At 43.7% G+C, this 20617-nt stretch carries 20 protein-coding genes and 1 tRNA gene; 7 read left to right on the forward strand and 14 right to left on the reverse strand.

What is annotated here, in order from left to right; all coding sequences use genetic code 11:
* Nucleotides 1-916 precede the first annotated feature (916 nt).
* Nucleotides 917-1279 (forward strand): MTH938/NDUFAF3 family protein, encoded by a 363-nt coding sequence (locus R2Q26_RS06670; RefSeq protein ID WP_317535571.1) that lies wholly within the window; start codon nucleotides 917-919, stop codon nucleotides 1277-1279.
* Nucleotides 1280-1356: 77 nt separating this feature from the next.
* Nucleotides 1357-2496: a class I SAM-dependent methyltransferase gene (locus R2Q26_RS06675; protein WP_317535572.1), complete on the forward strand. Its 1140-nt coding sequence runs from the start codon at nucleotides 1357-1359 to the stop codon at nucleotides 2494-2496.
* A gap of 24 nt (nucleotides 2497-2520) precedes the next feature.
* On the opposite strand, the gene R2Q26_RS06680 is transcribed toward R2Q26_RS06675, so the two are convergent.
* The 9 genes from R2Q26_RS06680 to rplU all read right to left on the reverse strand — a co-directional run bounded on the left by R2Q26_RS06680 (nucleotide 2521) and on the right by rplU (nucleotide 10164).
* Nucleotides 2521-2850, reverse strand: coding sequence for a nucleotide pyrophosphohydrolase (locus tag R2Q26_RS06680; protein WP_090568458.1), 330 nt, complete (start codon nucleotides 2848-2850; stop codon nucleotides 2521-2523).
* 22 nt (nucleotides 2851-2872) lie between these two features.
* On the reverse strand, nucleotides 2873-4108 hold the full coding sequence (locus R2Q26_RS06685; protein WP_317535573.1) for a TIGR03862 family flavoprotein: 1236 nt from the start codon (nucleotides 4106-4108) through the stop codon (nucleotides 2873-2875).
* A gap of 354 nt (nucleotides 4109-4462) precedes the next feature.
* Complete coding sequence (locus R2Q26_RS06690) at nucleotides 4463-5236, reverse strand: slipin family protein (RefSeq protein WP_317535574.1); 774 nt, start codon at nucleotides 5234-5236, stop codon at nucleotides 4463-4465.
* 1 nt (nucleotide 5237) lies between these two features.
* Complete coding sequence (locus R2Q26_RS06695; protein WP_317535575.1) at nucleotides 5238-6638, reverse strand: nodulation protein NfeD; 1401 nt, start codon at nucleotides 6636-6638, stop codon at nucleotides 5238-5240.
* 7 nt (nucleotides 6639-6645) lie between these two features.
* Nucleotides 6646-7251 carry an ADP-ribose diphosphatase gene (gene nudF, locus R2Q26_RS06700; RefSeq protein WP_317535576.1) on the reverse strand — a complete coding sequence of 202 codons (606 nt, stop codon included), beginning with the start codon at nucleotides 7249-7251 and terminating at the stop codon, nucleotides 6646-6648.
* Nucleotides 7252-7292: 41 nt separating this feature from the next.
* A complete protein-coding gene (gene proB / locus R2Q26_RS06705; protein ID WP_317535577.1) occupies nucleotides 7293-8414 on the reverse strand; it encodes a glutamate 5-kinase in 1122 nt (373 codons plus the stop codon).
* Nucleotides 8414-9442 (reverse strand): Obg family GTPase CgtA, encoded by a 1029-nt coding sequence (cgtA, locus tag R2Q26_RS06710; RefSeq protein WP_317535578.1) that lies wholly within the window; start codon nucleotides 9440-9442, stop codon nucleotides 8414-8416. The genes proB and cgtA overlap by 1 nt, the downstream gene beginning before the upstream one ends.
* Nucleotides 9443-9574: 132 nt before the next feature.
* Nucleotides 9575-9832, reverse strand: a complete 258-nt coding sequence (rpmA, locus tag R2Q26_RS06715; protein ID WP_090568477.1) for a 50S ribosomal protein L27 — start codon at nucleotides 9830-9832, stop codon at nucleotides 9575-9577.
* 20 nt (nucleotides 9833-9852) lie between these two features.
* The gene (gene rplU / locus R2Q26_RS06720) at nucleotides 9853-10164 is read right to left on the reverse strand and encodes a 50S ribosomal protein L21 (RefSeq protein ID WP_317535579.1); all 312 of its coding nucleotides are present in this window, start codon (nucleotides 10162-10164) and stop codon (nucleotides 9853-9855) included.
* A gap of 146 nt (nucleotides 10165-10310) precedes the next feature.
* Between rplU and ispB the strand changes: the two genes are divergently transcribed.
* Nucleotides 10311-11279 (forward strand): octaprenyl diphosphate synthase, encoded by a 969-nt coding sequence (gene ispB, locus R2Q26_RS06725; protein ID WP_317535580.1) that lies wholly within the window; start codon nucleotides 10311-10313, stop codon nucleotides 11277-11279.
* Nucleotides 11280-11365: 86 nt separating this feature from the next.
* Nucleotides 11366-11442, forward strand: a tRNA-Pro gene (locus R2Q26_RS06730).
* 141 nt (nucleotides 11443-11583) lie between these two features.
* Here R2Q26_RS06730 and R2Q26_RS06735 read toward each other — a convergent pair.
* Nucleotides 11584-12495, reverse strand: coding sequence for a class I SAM-dependent methyltransferase (locus R2Q26_RS06735; RefSeq protein WP_317535581.1), 912 nt, complete (start codon nucleotides 12493-12495; stop codon nucleotides 11584-11586).
* Nucleotides 12496-13323: 828 nt separating this feature from the next.
* Between R2Q26_RS06735 and R2Q26_RS06740 the strand changes: the two genes are divergently transcribed.
* Nucleotides 13324-13575, forward strand: a complete 252-nt coding sequence (locus R2Q26_RS06740; RefSeq protein WP_317535582.1) for an acyl carrier protein — start codon at nucleotides 13324-13326, stop codon at nucleotides 13573-13575.
* Between the two features lie 369 nt (nucleotides 13576-13944).
* Here R2Q26_RS06740 and R2Q26_RS06745 read toward each other — a convergent pair whose 3' ends face one another.
* Nucleotides 13945-15075, reverse strand: coding sequence for a PQQ-dependent sugar dehydrogenase (locus tag R2Q26_RS06745; protein WP_317535583.1), 1131 nt, complete (start codon nucleotides 15073-15075; stop codon nucleotides 13945-13947).
* Between the two features lie 40 nt (nucleotides 15076-15115).
* A complete protein-coding gene (locus R2Q26_RS06750) occupies nucleotides 15116-17152 on the reverse strand; it encodes a TonB-dependent receptor (protein WP_317535584.1) in 2037 nt (678 codons plus the stop codon).
* A 347-nt stretch (nucleotides 17153-17499) separates the two neighbouring features.
* On the opposite strand from R2Q26_RS06750, the gene R2Q26_RS06755 reads away from it, so the two are divergent.
* The gene (locus tag R2Q26_RS06755; protein ID WP_317535585.1) at nucleotides 17500-17913 is read left to right on the forward strand and encodes a diacylglycerol kinase family protein; all 414 of its coding nucleotides are present in this window, start codon (nucleotides 17500-17502) and stop codon (nucleotides 17911-17913) included.
* Between the two features lie 196 nt (nucleotides 17914-18109).
* Here the strand turns inward: R2Q26_RS06755 and R2Q26_RS06760 are convergent, their stop codons facing one another.
* The gene (locus R2Q26_RS06760; RefSeq protein ID WP_317535586.1) at nucleotides 18110-18529 is read right to left on the reverse strand and encodes a secondary thiamine-phosphate synthase enzyme YjbQ; all 420 of its coding nucleotides are present in this window, start codon (nucleotides 18527-18529) and stop codon (nucleotides 18110-18112) included.
* A 340-nt stretch (nucleotides 18530-18869) separates the two neighbouring features.
* Here R2Q26_RS06760 and R2Q26_RS06765 point away from each other — a divergent pair, with 340 nt between their 5' ends.
* Nucleotides 18870-19469, forward strand: coding sequence for a histidine phosphatase family protein (locus R2Q26_RS06765; RefSeq protein ID WP_317535587.1), 600 nt, complete (start codon nucleotides 18870-18872; stop codon nucleotides 19467-19469).
* A gap of 270 nt (nucleotides 19470-19739) precedes the next feature.
* On the opposite strand, the gene R2Q26_RS06770 is transcribed toward R2Q26_RS06765, so the two are convergent.
* The gene (locus tag R2Q26_RS06770; protein ID WP_317535588.1) at nucleotides 19740-20474 is read right to left on the reverse strand and encodes a DUF4410 domain-containing protein; all 735 of its coding nucleotides are present in this window, start codon (nucleotides 20472-20474) and stop codon (nucleotides 19740-19742) included.
* Between the last annotated feature and the right edge of the window lie 143 nt (nucleotides 20475-20617).

A 20617-nucleotide genomic window follows, 5' to 3' on the forward strand; every position in this document is an offset into this window, starting at 1 on the left:
TTATAGCAAGATCATCAACTATATCTCATCCTTTGAGAATCCCTTATCGACTCTATTTAAGTGCAGAATGCTCTAGTCTTATAGAGTAATCTTCCTCTAACAATAAAAATTCAATTGAAGACTATATGACTTGATGGCATCACCTTTGTGAAGGGGGCAACTTTTGGGGCAACTTAGCACTCCAAGAATTAAAATGTTATTTGTTAATAAATATTTAAATAAATTATTCGATAGTCGACGCTCCAAAACTAACCCTTCATCCGGTTGGTTTTTTTTCGCTTACTCTCGCGTGTCTGTGAGGGTTTATGCGGATTCTTGCGGACTTCCTGCTTGCAGCAAATGGTCACGATTTTGTCATTATTCTCTCCACCCTACCTGTCAAGCAAGCGCGAAATTCGCAAGCTCATATTTTTTAGCCCATTAAAATCAACTAATTACGCACAGACTAATCAAGCAGTTGTTTTTTAGCATTGGCAGGGAGAGGAAGCTGCCCCAATTCTGCGATTGGAGAATGCCGTTGATAACGCTCCTCCAATGACAGCATCCGACTAAATCGATCGGCTGATTTGAGTCGATTCCGCTACTTACCAATGTCTCAAAAATGCCAGAAAGAGACGACCAAGCTTCAGCTCCAAGGTCACCATTCGTACGTACGCGGCAGGTCGAGTCCCGACTGTTGAAAACCTTCTCCATTAGTATGCTATATTAAAAGCAGTAAATTTATTCACATAGCTCGTCGAGCATCTTCGCTGGTTTGAGAGGAGACAACAGTGCAGTGCTAGCAAGATACGAAAAGCTCGAAGACTATGGAAACGAATGCTGGATCCGGGCGTCACCTATGACCGAAATGTGTAGGCATATCGTTGCGCACATAAGCCGCCCATAGAATAACGAAGCATCCCTCAGGAGTGCCCCCATGAATCCTAGAATTGACGGTACCAAATTTGGCTCCATCACTATAGATGGGTCTGATATCGAACACGATGTTCTCATCAGGCTTGCAGGTGAGATCAAGAAGAGAAAGAAAAAACTATCCAAGGCAGTATTCGGTACATCTCATATCATCTCGCTCGAAAAGGCTGAGCACATATTCGAAAAGGGAGCTGAACGGCTTATCATTGGCTCAGGTCACTATGGCAATATAACGCTCTTGGAAGAGGCATCAGAGTATTTCAAGAAAAAGGAGGTCCGAGTTGATCTCTCACCTACTCCCGAAGCCATTCACCAGTGGAACAAGGCTAAAGGCCCAACCATCGGACCTTTTCATGTTACTTGCTGATCTCTGAATCCCGTCATGCATTTATATGACTATTCCTTAGTCCCTCCTACCCAATCGCGACTAACTCGTCTATCACCATGAGCGATTATTCTCTCATTAGCTGGAACGAAGCTGGCATTGAAAGATCAGCTCGCTGGTATTCAGAAAAGGGGATGCCTGCGCCCAGGCGCGTGCTGGTCATCGATGATCGCATGACTGCAGATGTTGCTTACCGCTTGGTCTGCGAAGGAACAGCACTACTGTGGAAGGGTGATTTTCAAAACGCACGCCAATTACTGCAGGCATTGGCAAGGCGAATAGATAAAAAACGACTCGCACACAAAACAACCTCGTCACCTACCGAACTCTTTCATCGGTACCGCCAGACTCAATCCCAACGTGCCCGCATTTTGGGCAGCCTACTGATTCCTTTCAATGCAGATCACAGCATCCCTTTACGCCGCGCGCCCGATGTCCGCTTGGAGTGTCTGGAAGCGCATGGGCCACGGACAGAAGCTTATATCGCATCACTTTGTGAATTACAGGGACTGATCGGGGCCTTTGAGTGGCGTAAAAAGGGCATAGCGTTGCCAGCGTTGGGTGACCGTATTCACCCGCATTATGGTGTGTTTGCACCCATTCGAAATGAGTACGTGGATCTGGTCATAGACACCCCTTTACCCAGGCAAGTCACGGCACAGTCTGTCGCGTTTGATATCGGTACCGGAACAGGCATACTGGCCGCCGTGCTGGCGCGTCGGGGATTCCAGCGCATTGTCGCGACCGATCTGGATGTACGTGCCATTAACTGCGCGCGCGAAAATTTGACCCACCTGGGCATAGCAACCCAAGTGGATCTGGTGCAAACAAACCTCTTTCCGGAAGGACAAGCATCGCTGATCGTATGCAATCCGCCGTGGATTCCCGCGCGGCCCAGCTCACCGCTTGAACATGCGATATTCGACCCGGAAAGTCGAATGCTGTGGGGATTTTTGCATGGACTCAGCCTACATCTGGCACCCGAAGGCGAGGGTTGGCTGATTCTCTCCGATTTTGCCGAACACCTTGGGTTGCGCACTCGTGCTGAATTACTTGCTGCCATTGACGCGGCGGGCCTGAAGGTTCTGAGTAAATCAGATGTCAAGCCATACCATAAACGCGTCGCGGATACCAGTGACCCGCTGCACGCTGCTCGTGCAGCAGAACTCACCTCATTATGGCGGTTAACAGCAAAATGACCATTGAGCTGGAACGCAGAGTGCCTATAAATCCGTGTATTTTTTTGCGGTCCCTTTGGATTTTGCAACAGGATACTTCAGCGCATTCTTTTCAATCTTCTCCAGCATGATTTGTTTAACATTAAAATCGTATTTTTCAGCCAGCAGAAAAGCAAATGCGAAGACATCGGCAAGCTCTTCCTTCACTTTGTCGATGTCTGCTTGCTCAGAAGGTTTCCAAAGAAATGCTTCCAGAAGCTCGCCGGCCTCAATATTCAGCGCTAAGGCGAGATCTTTCGGATTATGAAATTGCGCCCAATCCCGCTCATCACGAAACTCAACTAATGCTTGAATAATTTCTTCAATGTTGTTCACTAGAGGTAGGTCTCAACTGTGACTAATGAAAGTTTTTTCCAGTTTGCAGCCAGGTTAAAGCTCCCAGTCCTGCTACACGACCACTGGCCAAAGCAGCGGTGAGTAAATAACCACCGGTTGGAGCTTCCCAGTCAAGCATCTCTCCTGCGCAAAATACACCCGACATAGTTTTCAGCATTAATTGAGCATCCAGCGATTCAAAACAAACTCCGCCTGCGGTACTAATCGCTTCATCTATCGGGCGGGTAGCAATTAATTTCATCGGCACAGCCTTAATCGCAGCAGCCAGCAGTTCTGGATTAGCAAATTCTGTAGCAGACAAATATTCTCGCAGCAGTCCTGCTTTCGCTCCCTCAATACCAATCCGACTACGCAAATGATTAGCCATAGACTTGGAGCCGCGCGGTTTTGCTAACTCTTTGACCAAACGGGGCAAGTTCTTATCAGGGACAAGATCAAGATAAACAGTCACCGAACCACAAGCATTAATCGTGTCACGTAACGGCGCAGATAAAGCATAAATCAAACTGCCTTCAATACCAGTCACGGTGATCATTAATTCTCCCAGTTTTTGATAACTTTTCCCGGTAGCATCCGTAAAAGATAGTATCACCGATTTCAACGGCTGCGCAGCAAAGCGGCCACGAAAATACTCACTCCACAGTACTTGAAAACCGCAATTGGCAGGTTGTAATGGGGCGATAACTACACTTTGTTCTGCCAATAATGGCAACCATGCTCCGTCGGAGCCTAATTTTGCCCAACTACCACCGCCTAACGCTAAAATCACAGCATCAGCATGAATTAATATTTCACCGTCTGGCGTTGAAAACTTTAATGCTTGATTTGCCTCCCAACCGCACCAACGGTGGCGGGTATGAAAAGTTACACCGGCAGATCGCAAACGACGTAACCAGGCTCTTAATAAAGGAGCAGCTTTCATTTCTAGCGGAAATACGCGTCGTGATGAACCCACAAAAGTTTCAATGCCCAAATCACGTGCCCAGTCCCTTACCATTTGTGGCGTGAAATGATTCAGTAACGATTCTATTTCTGGCTGTCTACTGCCGTAACGCAAAACAAAGTCGTTAAAAGGTTCAGCATGAGTCAGATTCAAACCACCTATTCCTGCCAATAAAAATTTGCGCCCGACTGAAGGCATTGCATCATAAAGGTGAACTTCTAAGCCTGGTTGACTTAACACTTCCGCAGCCATTAATCCCGCGGGCCCGCCACCGACAATGGCAATTGTAGACATGGTAGTTAAAATACCAAAAAAGAATTAAATTGCCAATCATCCTCTATCATTGGAGCGAACTGATGATATTTTTAATAAAACTGAGTCTGATTTTGCAAAGGTGTCCAATTCACAGGCTGTGAACAAATTGTCCAAAATAAGATTTGGCAAATTCGAGAATTTCTCAGCGCATTGCACAAGCTCTTCATTATCATCAGATTGACCACTTTCTGAAGTTGACCAGCCATTCATGGAGCAGTTGAAATTGGATCTTTTTGGCACGAAGCGGCCATTTCAATGATGCTAATTGCCAGTGCTTATTCAATTCTATTTTTGAATACGTCAAATTAAATCCAAACTTTTAAACCTTATTGGTTATTTTTCTCTCTGTTTTTCCGCCATTTTCTGAAGGGTTGTCATCATCTCCATGGGTAATGGAAAAACGATCGTGGAACTCTTCTCACCAGCAATTTCGGTAAGCGTTTGCAAATAACGAAGCAGCAGTGCCTCAGGTTGTCGCGCAAGAACCTGCGAAGCTTCCAATAAGTGTTGCGATGCCTGAAGCTCACCCTCGGCATGGATAATCTTTGCGCGCCGCTCGCGTTCTGCTTCTGCCTGTTTGGCTATCGCCCTAATCATGCTTTCATCGAGATCAACGTGCTTGAGTTCCACATTGGCAACTTTAATACCCCAAGCTCCGGTTTGTTCATCCAGAATTTTCTGGATATCATTGTTGAGTTTTTCTCGACTTGCCAGCATCTCATCCAATTCATGCTGACCAAGCACAGAACGTAAAGTAGTCTGGGCTAACTGACTGGTTGCAGTATTGTAATCCTCCACCTGAATAATAGCTCTTTGTGGATCAATAACTCGAAAATATAAAACTGCATTTACTTTTACCGAGACATTGTCGCGCGATATCACGTCCTGAGTGGGTACGTCCATGACAACAGTACGTAAATCAACTCGTACCATGGCCTGAATAATCGGGATAACAATAACCAAGCCTGGTCCTTTAACCTTCCAGAATCGCCCTAATAAAAACACGACACCCCGTTCATATTCACGCAAAACCTTGAAAGCACTAGCCAGAAAGAAAACAACAAATCCGAGAGTCAATGTAATCGTTGATACCATATCTATATCCATGCTAATTCTCCTTTGAATTATGCTGATTATAGGTTTCCACTTCCAGCATCAGACCTTTTATTGCAGTCACATGGACTTTCTGTCCACGACGTAATGGTATGCTGGTTTTTGCTCGCCACAATTCCCCATGCACCCTGATCCATCCTTCATTGTCGAAATCATCAACCACTTCTCCGATATCACCTATCAGTTCTTCTCTGCCGCTCACGACAGGGCGTTTTCTGGCTTTTATCGCCATACCCACCACCACTAGAAAAAATCCTGCAGTCATTAAAGTAACCGTAGCAATCAGTGGAATAGAAATACCATAGCCGGGTATATCCATATCAAGCAACATGATAGAACCCATGGCAAAAGCGATCATACCGCCAATTCCAAGTGCACCAAAACTGGGCACAAACATTTCAGCCAGCATAAATACGATACCAAGAAAAATAAGCGCAAGTCCGGCATAATTGATAGGTAATACTTGGAATGCAAATAACGCGAGTAATAAACAAACTGCACCCACCACCCCGGGTATAATTGTGCCTGGATGGGCAAACTCTAATATCAATCCATAGAAACCAATCAGCAACAAAATATAAGCGATATTGGGATCCGTGATGATTGCCAGCAATCGTGTGCGCCAATCCTGTTCAAGATGCTGGATATTGATTCCTTGAGTTGATAATGTTATTTCTTGCCCTTGTATGTTGATTATGCGTCCATCAATCTTACTCAGCAAATCAGGAATATCAACCGCGATCAAATCAATCACGCCTTCGGCCAGTGCTTCATCAGCTGTTAAGCTAGCAGCCTCACGTACCGCTTTTTCTGCCCATTCAGCGTTCCGTCCACGCATCTGGGCAAGACCACGGATATAGGCAACTGCATCATTAATGATTTTTTTCGTCGTGGGATCTTGCATATTGGCTTCTTCATGCTGATTATTTTGCGATTTTTTATCAGATGAATCGGGAGCACCTGAAAAACCGCCTACTTTCACAGGTGTAGCGGCACCCAAGGTAGTAGCGGGTGCCATGGCAGCAATATGGCTTGCATAAAGAATATAGGTACCCGCACTGGATGCACGAGCCCCACTTGGTGCAACATAGCTGACAACAGGAACGGGAGAGGCAATGATTTCCTGAATGATCTCGCGCATTGAGGCATCCAGACCACCGGGTGTGTTTAGCCGAATGATGACAAGCTGAGCATTGTATGTTGCCACACTAGCAAGACCGCGTTTGATATAATCATGACTAGCTGGACCAATGGCACCCTCAATATCCAACCATAATGCTGTGCTACCAGCCTGTACTATCAGCGGGCACAATCCATATGAGAAAAGCAGCAGGATAATGCTGAGTTTGATTTTCAATCGAAAAAAAACCTGCTCAACTTTTCTCTCAGGACACATTGGATTATCACCCACTTAACCAGATTTTACGAAGGCGCTCCCGATTGAGAGCCAGCCATTGCAATGCTATGATCGCGCTGGCTGCAATAATTTTTCCTGAAGCTAATAAAGATAGGGCCTTATCTACAGTCATCACATGGACTTTGATATCTTCCCCTTCTTCCATTTTGCCATAGATCCCATCTACATGCGTAGAGTCGACCTTACCACAAAATAAAGCTATGCGTTCTGTTGTTCCACCTGGGCTGACCAGATAATCATAAAGAGGAACAAGTTCATGGATATCGCAACCAGCTTCTTCTACCGCTTCCCTTCTCACAACCTCTTCTGCAGACTCATTCGCTTCGATGATGCCGGCTACAATCTCCATCAGCCATGGTCCACTGGATATGGGCATCGCACCCACTCGGAATTGCTCAATCAACACCACTTGATCCCTTGCTGGATCATAGGGAAGAACCGCGGCAGCATGGCCACGCTCCAACAACTCACGAATAATGGGTTGACTCCAGCTGCCACTGAACAGACGATGGCGCAAGGTGTATCGCTCCATACGAAAGAAACCTTGGAAGCACAGTTCTTTTCGTATAATTTCTACTCCCGCTTCTGTCATACCCCTTCCTCGTCGATAAAATTATTGAATTAGATCTCTATTCACAGTAGTACTAAATTATTTCTATGAATGAGCTCAGATTCATCCACATAGCCGAGAATAGACTGAATTTCATGGCTCGGTCGCCGCATGATTTTTTGAGTTTCCTTGGCGCTATAATTAATCAGACCACGCGCAATTTCATTCCCTTCTTGATCCAAACAAGCCACTGCTTCTCCTCGCTCGAAGCCACCTCTGACATCTATCACACCGATCGGTAATAAGCTTTTTCCTTCCGTGACAAGTGCTTTCATGGCACCCGAATCAAGGATTACACTTCCCCGAACCTGTAAATGGTCAGCTAGCCATTGCTTTCGTGCAATGAGCATCGGCATGGTGGCTAACAAAAGAGTACCAATTGCCTCACCTTGCGCTAGACGAACAAGTGCGTTAGTCTCTCTCCCCGAAGCGATAAGGGTATGCGCGCCGCTTCTCGCTGCACGCTTTGCTGCAATAACTTTACTTTGCATTCCACCCCGTCCAATTTCGCTGCCAGCCCCTCCCGCCATAGCTGCTATTTCTGGATCACCAGCATTGGCTTCCTGGACTAATTTGGCATCCATATTTTTACGCGGATCACTGGTAAATAATCCAGCTTGATCAGTAAGTATAACGAGCACATCGGCTTCAGTGAGATTGGTAACTAGGGCAGCCAAAGTATCGTTGTCACCAAAACGTATTTCATCAATTGCAACCGTATCATTTTCATTGATGATTGGTATGATATTAAGTTTCAATAAAGTAGTGAGTGTTGAACGGGCATTCAGGTAACGCCTGCGGTCGGATAAATCATCATGCGTAAGCAATACCTGAGCCGTAAGTAACTTATAGCGACCAAAACAGGCTGCGTACGCTTGTGCCAGCCCCATTTGTCCAATGGCTGCAGCAGCTTGCAATTCATACAATGCGGTGGGACGTTTTTTCCAGCCCAACCGCTGCATGCCTTCAGCTATGGCACCTGAAGAAACTAATATAATTTCTTTCCCCATATCTTTGAGGTGAGAGATCTGAGCAGCCCAGCGGGCGAGTGCATCATGATCAAGCCCCTGACCCTGATTGGTGACAAGACTGCTCCCAACCTTGATAACGATACGACGAGCTTGTTTCAATATTGATTGGCTCATTATTCAGTAGTCACCGCTAATTCTTGTTCGAGATAATTCATAATGGCATATATCAATGCATTACAACCTTCACCTGTCAATGCTGAAACCCCAAACCACTTACCTTCCCACTCAAAATCACGAATAAATTTATTACATAACGCATCACGCTCCGAATCAGGCAGCATATCAATTTTATTCAGCACTAACCAACGAGGCTTCTGATAAAGTGTTTCATCATATTTTCTGAGTTCTTCGATAAGCGCCTTAGCTTCATGAACTGGGCTTATCTGTTCATCTAAAGGCGCAATGTCGATAACGTGAAGCAATAAACGCGTTCTTGCCAAGTGTTTCAGGAACCGATGACCAAGCCCTACCCCTTCTGCAGCACCTTCTACTAAGCCGGGAATATCTGCCATGACAAAACTTCGGTCTTGATCTACCCGGACTACACCTAGATTGGGATGGAGCGTAGTAAAAGGATAATCCGCTACCTTGGGGCGCGCTGCTGATACTGCTCGAATCAGGGTTGATTTTCCAGCATTCGGCATACCCAGAAGGCCAATATCTGCTAGCACCTTGAGCTCTAGCTTTAGCTCAAAAGCTTCTCCAGGTTCACCATGGGTAAATTGCCTTGGTGCGCGGTTGGTACTGGATTTGAAATGAATATTACCTAATCCTCCTGTTCCACCTTTAGCCAAAAGTACTTTTTGTTGATGATGTTGCAGATCTGCTACGATTTCACCAGTAGCTATATTGGTAATGATCGTTCCTACAGGCATACGCAAAATAATATCGTCTGCGCTCTTACCATAACAGTCTGAACCGCGCCCATTTTGACCTTTTTTAGCACGAAATAAAGGTGTAAAGCGATATTCAACCAGAGTATTAATATTATGATCGGCAATCGCGTAAATACTACCACCACGACCACCATCACCACCATCTGGTCCACCCTTGGGAATAAATTTTTCCCGACGAAAACTGGCTATACCATTGCCCCCGTCACCTGCAAATACTTCGATCTTTGCTTCATCAATGAATTTCATAAACTTGTCTCAATTGTCTCAACCTGAAATCAGTTCAAGGTACAAAAATAAGCAGGCATTGTATTTAGCGGTAGCCTCACAAATAAAAAAAGCCCCATCATATTGAATGGGGCTTTTGAGAATTTAACGAGTTTAAACAGGTATAATTGATACTGTTTTGCGATTAAGTGCACTTTTTACACCAAATATAACCTTCCCTTCAATTTTTGCATATAAGGTATGGTCCTTACCAATGCCAACATTTTCTCCAGGATGAAACTGAGTGCCACGTTGACGAACAATAATACTCCCAGCCTTAATCAGTTCTCCTCCAAAACTTTTTATCCCTAGACGTTTGGAATGTGAATCGCGTCCATTTCGCGAACTACCACCAGCTTTTTTATGTGCCATTTAATTCCTCACTTCTTTATTTACGCTGAAATACCAGTTATCTGGATTTCGGTATAATTTTGTCGATGTCCTTGATGCTTCTGATAGTGCTTGCGGCGGCGCATCTTAAAGATGCGTATTTTATCATGCCGCCCGTGTCCTACAACAGTAGCGCTGACCTTTGCACTATCAAGAAATGGTTTTCCAATTGATACATTCTCACCTTCGGAAACCATCAAAACTCGATCAATTACCAAGTCACTGCCAGCTTCCGCTACAATTTGTTCTATTTTTAATTTATTACCGACTTCAACACGATATTGTTTTCCGCCAGTTTTTATTACAGCATACATATCCTATTCATCCCTTTTCATATATTTTAAAATTATACAATTCTATGAACATCTTGTGTGACAAATATTTAATATCTATTTACACCATCTAGCTTGACACTTAAGCTGGGACATTTCTACTATAGTTATTTCTTCAAGGGGTTGTTGTGCCAATCGAACGTATTAGGAGCTTTATTGCTCAAGACATGAGCGCTGTTGATGCTGTGATTCGACAAAAGCTTCATTCTCAGGTCGCACTTATTCATCAAGTAGGTGAATACATCATTCATAATGGAGGCAAACGACTGCGCCCAGCACTGGTTATTTTATCTGCTGGTATCTTTGGTTATTCCGGGCAGCATCACCATAATCTAGCTGCAATAGTTGAATTCATTCATACAGCAACACTGCTACATGATGATGTAGTAGACGAGTCACAGTTACGGCGAAATAGAGCTACCGCAAATGCTTTATTTGGTAATGCTGCCAGTGTATTAGTGGGAGATTTTCTTTATTCGCGCTCCTTCCAGATGATGGTAGAAGTAAACAATATGCGCATTATGCAAGTACTATCTGATGCCACTAATATCATAGCCGAAGGTGAGGTCCTACAATTACTCAATTGTAGAGATCCTGATGTAGAAGAAGAGAATTATCTACGTGTTATTCGCTTTAAAACCGCTAAGCTTTTTGAGGCTGCTGCTCGTATTGGGGCAATCATTGGCAACGCCACTCAACCTGAGGAAGAGGCTTTGGCAGTTTACGGAATGCACCTGGGTACAGCATTCCAATTGATCGATGATCTGCTTGATTATTCAGGCGATTATCAGGATACTGGCAAGAATCTTGGTGATGATCTTGCAGAGGGTAAACCAACACTTCCCCTCATTTATGCCATGCGCAACGGTTCTGATAAGCAAGCAAATATCATACGCGAAGCCATTAGAACAGGCGGAGAAAGCGGATTCCAGACTGTTCTAGAGATTATCCAGGAAACAGGTGCTCTTGATTATGCAAAACAACGCGCACAAAATGAAGCTGAAATAGCTTCAGAAGCTATCGCAAATTTGGCTGATTCTAGCTATAAGGAATGTTTGTTACAATTGGCTCATTTCGCTGTAACAAGAAATCATTAACGAAATTTAATTGATCCTCCTTGTTGCCACCAAAATAAGTCTGAGATAAAACTCAGCATGCCTAATGTATATTCATAAGATATTCACGGGGTGTAGCTCAGCCTGGTAGAGTACTGCGTTCGGGACGCAGGCGTCGGAGGTTCAAATCCTCTCACCCCGACCAACCCTATATAAGCTGCTATTCCATTTCCAAATCAAAGATGACGCAAGAGCGAACCGCAGACAGTATAAATAATACGGCAAGGTGAAGCCGACAAAGTTAGGTTTGATTTAGAAATGGAATTACTTATCCGGCCTTCTCTGATTAAGCTTTCAGCGCACATACAGACTGGCCAAATGCTTGCAATCCTTCAATTACTCTCCCGTCTTCAAGAGTAATTGGCTGGGGTAATAAGATAAATGGCTCATTTCCAGCAGTAATTGAAACGATTGACAAATCTAACCGACTTGCCCAGCATTTGATGGCATCGCGACCGATAAATGTATTCAGATGAACATTTGGTTTACCCAAAAGAATATTAGCGTAAGTAGCTTCAAAAATATCCCAATTTTGGGGAAATTCCAGGAATGAAAAAATTATCATGCCATCTTTTTTGATGACTCTTCGAGCTTCAAGTAAATAACAGTAGATTTCTTCGTAAAGTAAATGAGTAAATACCGAGAAAAAAACACAAAAATCTGCACAACTGTTGGGATAAGGAATAGAAATGTTCTCAACTTTTTTGAATTGCCAATTGGAAGGACTATCTTTCTTGGCGTAATCAAGCAACTCATCAACGACATCAGTTCCTAAATATTTTCCATTTACTAGATAAGGAATCATGGCTTTTGCCAAGCGCCCCGAACCACAACCTACATCAATCAATGTATGATCTGGTAATAAGCCATAATGAATGAGCAATTGCTTTTCGATTTGACCCCATGCAACAAAGTTACCCCCGATAGCACGCGACATAGCCTCATCCAATGGATACTGCTCCATCAAATTTCTCACTAGGTTTCGGTAATCTTCGACAAAATGAAATTTCTGGCTTCCATTTTGTTTACGAAAAGCATTATTTCGTTTCTCGTAGTTACCATATTGCTTAAAATGATCATAACCGGAGCTAAACACTCCTTGTTGTACAGCTTTAGCAACATCAGGATTGATGGAAAGATAAGCAGCTTCATCCCATTCTGCTGGGATAGTGTTTGGAGAAATTATAATTTTAGACATATGATCTCTTAATTGATAGATTCAAGTTTGAATTGCAACAACGCATAGTAAATCGACGTAATTTACCGATATTTAACCCAGATATTTCACCAGGCTAGCCTGTAACATGATGTAAAAGCTGATGAACAAGCGCTTTCGGCTAGATTCACTTAAATTCAATTTATATCGTTGGCCTTCGCGCGCTGACGGGAAATTTGTGACATCTTTCCACTCCTACTTTGCACCAATTGCCGCGAAGATTGGCTTGGCGTGGAATACGTAAATCTGCTCGCAAACCGCCTCGCTATCATTCCATGTCCTGGCTAAATATTCGGGTTAAAAGAATATGCTAAAAGAATATCTCAGTGAAGCTTCTTTAGGAAGTCCTAAATAAGAAACTATTTGACAAAACGCTTGATAACAACTTACATACCGCCTGCAACGCTGGAAGCACGTGATTCTAAACAATGTTGAAATATGGCAAATCAGTTTCCCCTTGTTTGGTCTACTGGGAATGTGATAAGTGAAGAGGGGGGGTATCACAGACGCAATTACTTTCTTTAATTTGTGGTGGAATTTCGGGTAATAGCAAAGCGGAGAAATCCATCTCCGTTCATTCCATTACTACAGTTTATGTTTCTTTATCGATAAAGAAAGGAAAATAAATTAAACTTGTAAGCTGGATAAGCTATATATTTTCGCGTCAGTAAATGACAAATAATAATTATTTCCCTACTTCCTTTTATTCACAAATTTTTCTATTTAATTCTTTTCTAAAATTTCACCTCGAAACACAAAAACTAAATAACCATTTTTTGCTCGAGAAAAAGGATCAACTTTGGAGTAATCATGCAACATCTAGAAGAAGTCAAAAATATCTTGGTTGATGTCCTCAATCTGGAGGAGCGTAAGAATTCACTTAGAGAAGATACAGTTTTACTTGGAAATATCCCTGAGCTGGACTCAATGGCAGTCGTCAATGTCATTACAGCACTGGAAGAATATTATGATATTTCAATAAATGACGATGAAATCAGCGCTAAAACCTTTGAAACACTTGGCAGCCTGACCAGCTTTGTTGAACAAAAATTGTCTCGTTGAAATGTACATAGGAAATTCTCTCTTTGAGCATTTTGTTTGAAAAAACCGAGCAAGGAGAGCGTTCTTGTTCTGGTTATAAACTATCTTTAAATAAACTATTGGGGTCAAGTAATCAGGATATTTTGTAAACTTTTATGAAAGTATAAAATTTTTATAATGAAATAGACGCCCACTACCCTAATAGTGAGTAGACCAAGGAAATTTCACCCCAGTCCTTCGCAAAGCCGGACATGAGCCTATCAATTCATCCAATTTCCATCATCCAATCGTAGGAATATACTTTATTTCAAGTGCACAAATGCATAGTTAAAACAATTGACGCTCTTCGGCCAATAATATATATGAGCTGGTACAAAACTTACTGCGAACTTACTGCGCCGTTGCCCGCGTCAACTTGAGCAATTTTCCATTCTCCTCATCAGTCAGCAGATAAATCGCGCCATCGAGCCCTTCCGCGACATCGCGAATACGTGCGCTATCCCTTAATAATTTTTCTTCGCTAATGACATTCTTCTCATTGACTACCAACCTGACCAGATGCTTGCTTGCCAATGCACCAATAAATAAATTACCCTTCCATTCTGGGAACATGGTGCCTTTATAGAACATCATGCCAGAAGGGGCGATGGAGGGTGTCCAGTAATAAATCGGCTCTTCAAACCCTTGCTCTGCATGTTCCTTTTTGATGGGTGTCATCCAGTAGTGAATGCCATAACTAGCTAGTGGCCAGCCATAATTCTTGCCCGGCTTGGGAATGTTGATTTCATCTCCCCCACGCGGACCATGCTCATGAATCCATAATTCTCCGGTGCTCGGGTGAATGGCGGCACCTTGAATATTCCGATGACCATAGGACCAGATTTCCGGTTTGGCTTTCTGATCTTTGACAAAGGGATTGTCGGAAGGCACAGAGCCATCACTCCGGATTCTGACCAGCTTACCGAGATGATTATCGAGCTGCTGAGCTTGCTCCATATATTTGAAACGCTCACCAAGTGTCACAAAAAGATTGCCATCCGGCGCAAATACCAGGCGAGATCCAAAATGCTTGGCGCCATCTGTTTTGGGCTGCTGACGGAAGATCACTTGTATATTTTCCAGCGTCATATCGACCAGCTTTGCTCTGGCAACAGCAGTGCCAGCTACACTGGCTTGTGGTTCCGCATAAGAAAAATAAATGAGATGATTTCTGGAAAAATCTGGATCAAGTGCTAAACCCAGCAACCCGCCTTGATCCATGGCAAACACGGCCGGCACACCCTTGATGGGTTCGGATAATTTGCCATCGGCCGATACGATACGAAGCTGCCCTATACGCTCGGTTAAAAGTATCCGTCCATCAGGCAGGAATGCCATGCTCCAGGGATGATTTAGCCCCCTTACTAAGACATGTACATCGAATTTCACCTGGGAAGATTGAGCATGTGCAGTGGAATAAAAATAAAGACTGCTCAACGTAAGTAAAGCGAACAACTTGATTATCAGTAAGATACGAGTCATTTTCATCCCTTCCTTATAGATGGCATGAGCAAATAAAGCATTAAAACGGTATCATCCGGATGCGCAGCCCACCAAAAACATTGAGGGGCGGGCCTGGTTCAAAAAAACGACCAAATGCGGCGTTGATACGCGTATTAGCATTGTAGCGCTCATCGAACAGATTATTAATGCCGACGAATACCGAACCTTCGAGCCAGCGATGTTTCTTTTCCCACCCCAACAACAATTGCCCCAGGGTATAGGCATGGTTGGTGACAGTATTGATATCATTCACAAAAAACTCTCCTACCCGATGAACATGCAATTGCCCAAATATTCCAGTGGGATGGGTGTAACGTATCCTCCCTTCCCATCTATGTTTTGGTAAACCGGGAAATTCATTGCCTTTCAGATCGATATTGTCGACGATAAAGCGCTCAAACTCGAAATCCGAATAGGTGTAGGCGATTTCACCTTGCAGTCCCTGCCATACTGGCGTTGCCAGACGGCTTTCAACCCCTAGTCTGCGTGATTTTCCCGCATTGCGAAAAAAAATGCGACCAGGAGACTCGGCTAATTCAAATGGTGTGATTTCGTTGCGGGTATGGATATGAAAAAATGTAGCTTCATATGCAAAACCAGCTGGGCTACCCCGTAGTCCGATTTCCTTGCTCAAGGAAGTCTGGGTTTCAAGGTTATTATTGAATCCTCCCGTTCCTGCAGGATTGTTGATCAGTTCTGTGGTCGTGGGCGCTTCGAATACGGAAGCAATATTGGTATAGATCTGATGGGTATCCAGCAGGCGATACACAAGCCCCCCTGTGCCACTGGCTTGAGAGAGCGTTCTGGTGCCCGATTGATCGCTATCCAAAAGAAATACATCTTTTACCCGGTATTGAAACCAATCCCAGCGGCCACCGGCCACAAGATCGAATTTGTCAGTTAGACTCCATTCATTGCGTAAAAACGACCCGACATTCTGTACGCGTTCAATTTGATCAAAATTTAATGCACCTTGCACTCCAAAAAGGTTATTGAAACGTCGTCGATCGTCATTCTGGATGGCATAGTCGACACCGACCAGCAAGCGATTAGCACGCTTTAGCAAAGTATGATCACTCGCAAACTGGGCTGCCAATCCTCCTGTCCAGCGATCGAATTCCACCTGTCCGCCAATGTTAAATGGCAGCAGATTCTGAAAATCGCGGTGTAACGCATGAGCAACAATAGTCAGTATCTGGTTAGAGGACGGGCTTTTCCGGTAGCGCACGGCGAATTGTTCCTGGCGGATGGCTTCACCAGCGTTATATAACTGATTATTCGCTGCTGCCTGTTTCGGGTTGGCATTAACCTCGGCGAGTGTTAATGCACCTGGATCTTTCGAATCAGGGGAATAAAACTCATGCAGTAAAATCATCCAGTCGGAATCAGGTGATGATTGGAAATTCAATTTGACTTGGGAAAACAGGTTTTCCATGCTGCTGTGATTGCGCCAGCCCTTCTGCTGGAGATACGATCCGAACAATCCATAGTCAAAATTTCTCATCCGCCCTCCTGTATACAACTCCGATTTCAAATAACCGAACTGACCAAAAACTAGACGGGGCGCGACTTCAAACTTTTCGCGTGGTGAGCGAGTGGTAATGCTGATCATACCGCCGGAAGCATTACCGTATAACGTGGTCGATGGGCCTCGCAGAATTTCCATCCGTTCGATCAAAGCCGGATCAATAGCATCGAGCTGTGTCTGACCATCGGGTAAGGTTTGCGGAATATCATCGACACGCAACTGGATACCCCGCACACCAAACGGTGAGCGCGCACCAAAGCCGCGGATGGCTATCCGCAAGTCCTGCGTAAAATTATATTGATTCTGGAAAAAAACACCGGGCGTACCATAGGCGAACTCATCCAGCGTGGCACCAGGCTGATGATCGGTATATTTACTCCGCTCAATACGGGTAATCGCATCGGGTATTTGTTCAGGTTTTTTTTCTGTGCGCGTTGCAGTTACTGTAAGGGGAGCAAAGATGACAGGTTCGGGTATTTTTAATTGTTGTGCTTGGGCTAAAACAGGCGTGATGAAAAACCCAATCAAAATGGAATTGATCGCTAAGTAGCCGTTCGAGTGTATACCACAAGCTAGCATATCTAGTCAGTAGTACCTAAATTGGCACATACAATAATTAAAATTCCGTATCACAATCGAACATTAAAAGAATCGGAAATTTTTAATGAAAAACAATGATTGTTCGAAATTAGAAAAATTAGCTGTAAAAGCTGAGAATTTGGCGAAAGAAAATTTTACAAAAGATAAGATTCATTTGCTTTTCCCTCACATTATCAGATTATGCGGTCATTTTTTGACTATTACTTCAATTCTACTACCATGTATCTGTTCAAAAATAAAGCCGTGAGTATCATTCTTTGGTGGATGAAGCTACAATGTCACGCAACAATCGGGTAGTACGGAAAAACTTGAACAAGATATCTACCTTCTCCTTTGCAGCCAGAATCAAAAGCTTTAGCTACGCTTTCGCAGGCATAGCCGTATTAATAAAAAGCCAGCATAATGCCTGGATTCATCTTCTTGCAACCACTCTAGTAATCAGCTGCGGACTATTTTTTCAGATTGAATCTGTTGAGTGGTGTCTTGTCATTCTGGCTATCTTAGCAGTGTTTGTTTCAGAAACTTTAAACACTGCCATCGAATTTTTATGCGATGTTGCTTCCCCTGCTCCGCATCCACTCATTCAAAAATCTAAAGATGTGGCCGCAGGTGCCGTACTGATAAGCGCTATTGGCGCTGTCATCATAGGTTTAATTATTTTTCTGCCTTATTTTAAAGCCTACCTATAACCATTTCTCAGTCAATTCAGATTTTGTAACCTGTCAATGCTTATTTTTAATCTCTTATTCCATTTCTAAATCAAATCTAAATCAAACATGATGCGAAGGTGAACCGCAGGCAGGATAAATAATACAGCGAAGAGCCGATAAAGATCTCCTTGAACTTAAATAATCCTAAAGGCCGTTTTTAGAATAATCGATAATATTATTCACCATTAATGGTAATAACAAGTCTTCTGCTTCCCCCGTGATTCCGGTGCTCACAAAGATAAATTCCCTGCCATGTGCCTAGATTGGGTCGTCCATTGGTGACGGGAATGATCAAACTGCAGCCTAACAAACTAGATTTTAAATGTGCTGGAAGATCATCGCTTCCTTCGTCCATATGTCTGTAATAAGGTGCATCCTCAGGTACTATATGATTGAAGAAATCTTCAAAATCCTGGCGCACGGCAGGATCTGCATTCTCATTAAGGGTTAATGATGCAGAAGTATGTTGAATAAAGATATTCATGATCCCTACCTTGACCTCCCTTAATTCCGGCAGCTGTTGCAATATTTCATCAGTCACCAGGTGAAAGCCGCGTGCGCGGGCTCTAAGATAAAGTTGTTTTTGTATCCACATAAAATATCTATCCAATTTCTTGAAATTATGCAGCTTCTTTCAATCTCAGGCAGCAGACTTTTTTAAACCGGCGATATTCCATATTGTATCGATACTTTATCTAACAGGCTGTTGAAAAACGTATTCGAGGCAGTTGATGATAGGCAAAAGCAGGCGAAAAAAGCGGAGTTTATACCTGATAAATGAGCATTTTGAGCCTGTTTTTAACACCGCAGCGGCAACATCAATTTCAGTTGAATAATTTGTTAGTAGGTTTGATCGATTCTATTGCACCATGTCGCTTTTCATCACGATCAGATAAACTACATCATCAAAAATTACTACCATCAAAGTTTTTCTTATGACAGAAACTGTTATTGATTTGATTCGTCACGGTGAGCCTGTTGGCGGGCATCGTTATCGAGGTCACAACGTCGACGATCCACTCAGCGAAAAAGGCTGGTCCCAAATGTGGGATGCAGTTGGTGAATATAACGCATGGGAGCAGATTATCACCTCTCCGCTACAACGCTGCCAGGCGTTTGCGCGCGCGCTGGGAGAACGTCACGGAATAGACGTTACTGTTGAGCCTCGATTTAAAGAGGTGGGATTAGGTTCGTGGGAAGGGCTTAGCCATGATGAAATTAAAATAGGTAGAAGCGATGAGTTTCAGGCCTTCCTGAGAAACCCGGTAAATCATCGACCTCAAGGTGCAGAAGTACTTGACGATTTCATCAATCGAGTCAACTCAGCTTATGACGAAATCGTGGAGCACTATCGAAGTAAGCATTATCTCATCGTTGCGCATGCAGGCGTAATTCGTGCAGTCATCGCAAGAACAATCCATGCAGCTTCGGTTGGTTTCTATCGAATTAAAGTCAATAATGGCGGAATTACCCGGATACGACACACAGAAACAGGCGAAATGCTGGAGTTTCTGAATGGGAAGCTATCTGGCTGAAAACAAATAATCTTAAAACCGCAGTTGGATGAAGTGAAGCGTGTAATGATTCAGGTGCAGGCAAGGCACGATAAGGCCGCAGAGTCGCCCCTTGCAACAAAGAGCAACGCCGCATTCGCGCCTGGAGCGACATATGATGCACCTCGTAGCGGTCTCACCATTCTGATGAATGAGAAAATTTCGAAAATGTCCCCTATGTCATGAGCTTAGCTCGACCCTTCACCATAGGGGAAAAAAGCTGATAGAAAAATACTGCTATTTCACATTTTTTTACTCTACCAAAGAGGGATCTATCCAACCTTGGCTGGCAAAGTACTTTGCCAGTTCTACAGCTATCTTATCAGCCATACCTTTTGCTTGTTGTACGGAAGCCGATTTATAAGCCTTTCCAGCACCCAGTGCTACGTTGGCGGAAACCACTGTTGCTGTACCAGCTCCTGTTGCCACACCAGTCGGTCCCAACATAGCTGCTCCAGGCATGCTGTCACTTTCGGAATGGGCATCAAAGGCGATCAGTTCCTCAATGCCAGAATCTCCCTGTGCTAAAACCCGCACACGGCTATTAAGCAAAGATTTGCCTGCACCTAAACCAATTACAGTACGCCGCAGGCGATGACCTTCATCGATGTCGATAAATTCCCCTGTAATCATAATCGCGTCTTTGCCAATGGGCTTATTGGCTGTGGCTCGCACTGGATTAAAACCCATAGCGGCTATCTTTGCCATCAATTCGGCGGCCAGAGCATCAGCTACTTCGCGCCCAATCTGAATTTGTTCAGCTGTTTGATCACTCCCGATGAACCTCCTGTCGATTTTTGCAAAAAGGGCGGAATTTTGATTAACGTCCTCTAAGTTAACTGCAAAATCATAGATTAGCACTTCTTCAGGTTTAGACTGGCTGAAAAAAGGTGGTTCTTTTGCCGTTTGCGTAGCATGCTGGACACAGCCAATGACTAGCAAAGCTATTATGAGCGTCATGAGATCTTTAAAAAACATTATCTTCATCAAAAACCTCGCCTATTTGATTTGAAAACTAAAAAGATCCCAATCTTTGCTGCATAGTTTTGAGCACTATGCCAACAGTAAACCATATCGTCAAGCTATGTCGTTGCTTTATTTGATTAAATACAAAGCAAAGAAGAGCACGC

This window comes from Nitrosomonas sp. Is37 (assembly GCF_033063275.1).
GTDB lineage: Bacteria > Pseudomonadota > Gammaproteobacteria > Burkholderiales > Nitrosomonadaceae > Nitrosomonas.

Coding starts and splice junctions, on each gene's coding strand:
- R2Q26_RS06670 (WP_317535571.1), top strand. CDS start 917: ATGAATCCTAGAATTGACGGTACCAAATTTGGCTCCATCACTATAGAT.
- R2Q26_RS06675 (WP_317535572.1), top strand. CDS start 1,357: ATGAGCGATTATTCTCTCATTAGCTGGAACGAAGCTGGCATTGAAAGA.
- R2Q26_RS06685 (WP_317535573.1), bottom strand. CDS start 4,108: ATGTCTACAATTGCCATTGTCGGTGGCGGGCCCGCGGGATTAATGGCT.
- R2Q26_RS06690 (WP_317535574.1), bottom strand. CDS start 5,236: ATGGATATAGATATGGTATCAACGATTACATTGACTCTCGGATTTGTT.
- R2Q26_RS06695 (WP_317535575.1), bottom strand. CDS start 6,638: ATGTGTCCTGAGAGAAAAGTTGAGCAGGTTTTTTTTCGATTGAAAATC.
- nudF (WP_317535576.1), bottom strand. CDS start 7,251: ATGACAGAAGCGGGAGTAGAAATTATACGAAAAGAACTGTGCTTCCAA.
- proB (WP_317535577.1), bottom strand. CDS start 8,414: ATGAGCCAATCAATATTGAAACAAGCTCGTCGTATCGTTATCAAGGTT.
- cgtA (WP_317535578.1), bottom strand. CDS start 9,442: ATGAAATTCATTGATGAAGCAAAGATCGAAGTATTTGCAGGTGACGGG.
- rpmA (WP_090568477.1), bottom strand. CDS start 9,832: ATGGCACATAAAAAAGCTGGTGGTAGTTCGCGAAATGGACGCGATTCA.
- rplU (WP_317535579.1), bottom strand. CDS start 10,164: ATGTATGCTGTAATAAAAACTGGCGGAAAACAATATCGTGTTGAAGTC.
- R2Q26_RS06735 (WP_317535581.1), bottom strand. CDS start 12,495: ATGTCTAAAATTATAATTTCTCCAAACACTATCCCAGCAGAATGGGAT.
- R2Q26_RS06740 (WP_317535582.1), top strand. CDS start 13,324: ATGCAACATCTAGAAGAAGTCAAAAATATCTTGGTTGATGTCCTCAAT.
- R2Q26_RS06745 (WP_317535583.1), bottom strand. CDS start 15,075: ATGACTCGTATCTTACTGATAATCAAGTTGTTCGCTTTACTTACGTTG.
- R2Q26_RS06755 (WP_317535585.1), top strand. CDS start 17,500: ATGTCACGCAACAATCGGGTAGTACGGAAAAACTTGAACAAGATATCT.
- R2Q26_RS06760 (WP_317535586.1), bottom strand. CDS start 18,529: ATGTGGATACAAAAACAACTTTATCTTAGAGCCCGCGCACGCGGCTTT.
- R2Q26_RS06765 (WP_317535587.1), top strand. CDS start 18,870: ATGACAGAAACTGTTATTGATTTGATTCGTCACGGTGAGCCTGTTGGC.
- R2Q26_RS06770 (WP_317535588.1), bottom strand. CDS start 20,474: ATGAAGATAATGTTTTTTAAAGATCTCATGACGCTCATAATAGCTTTG.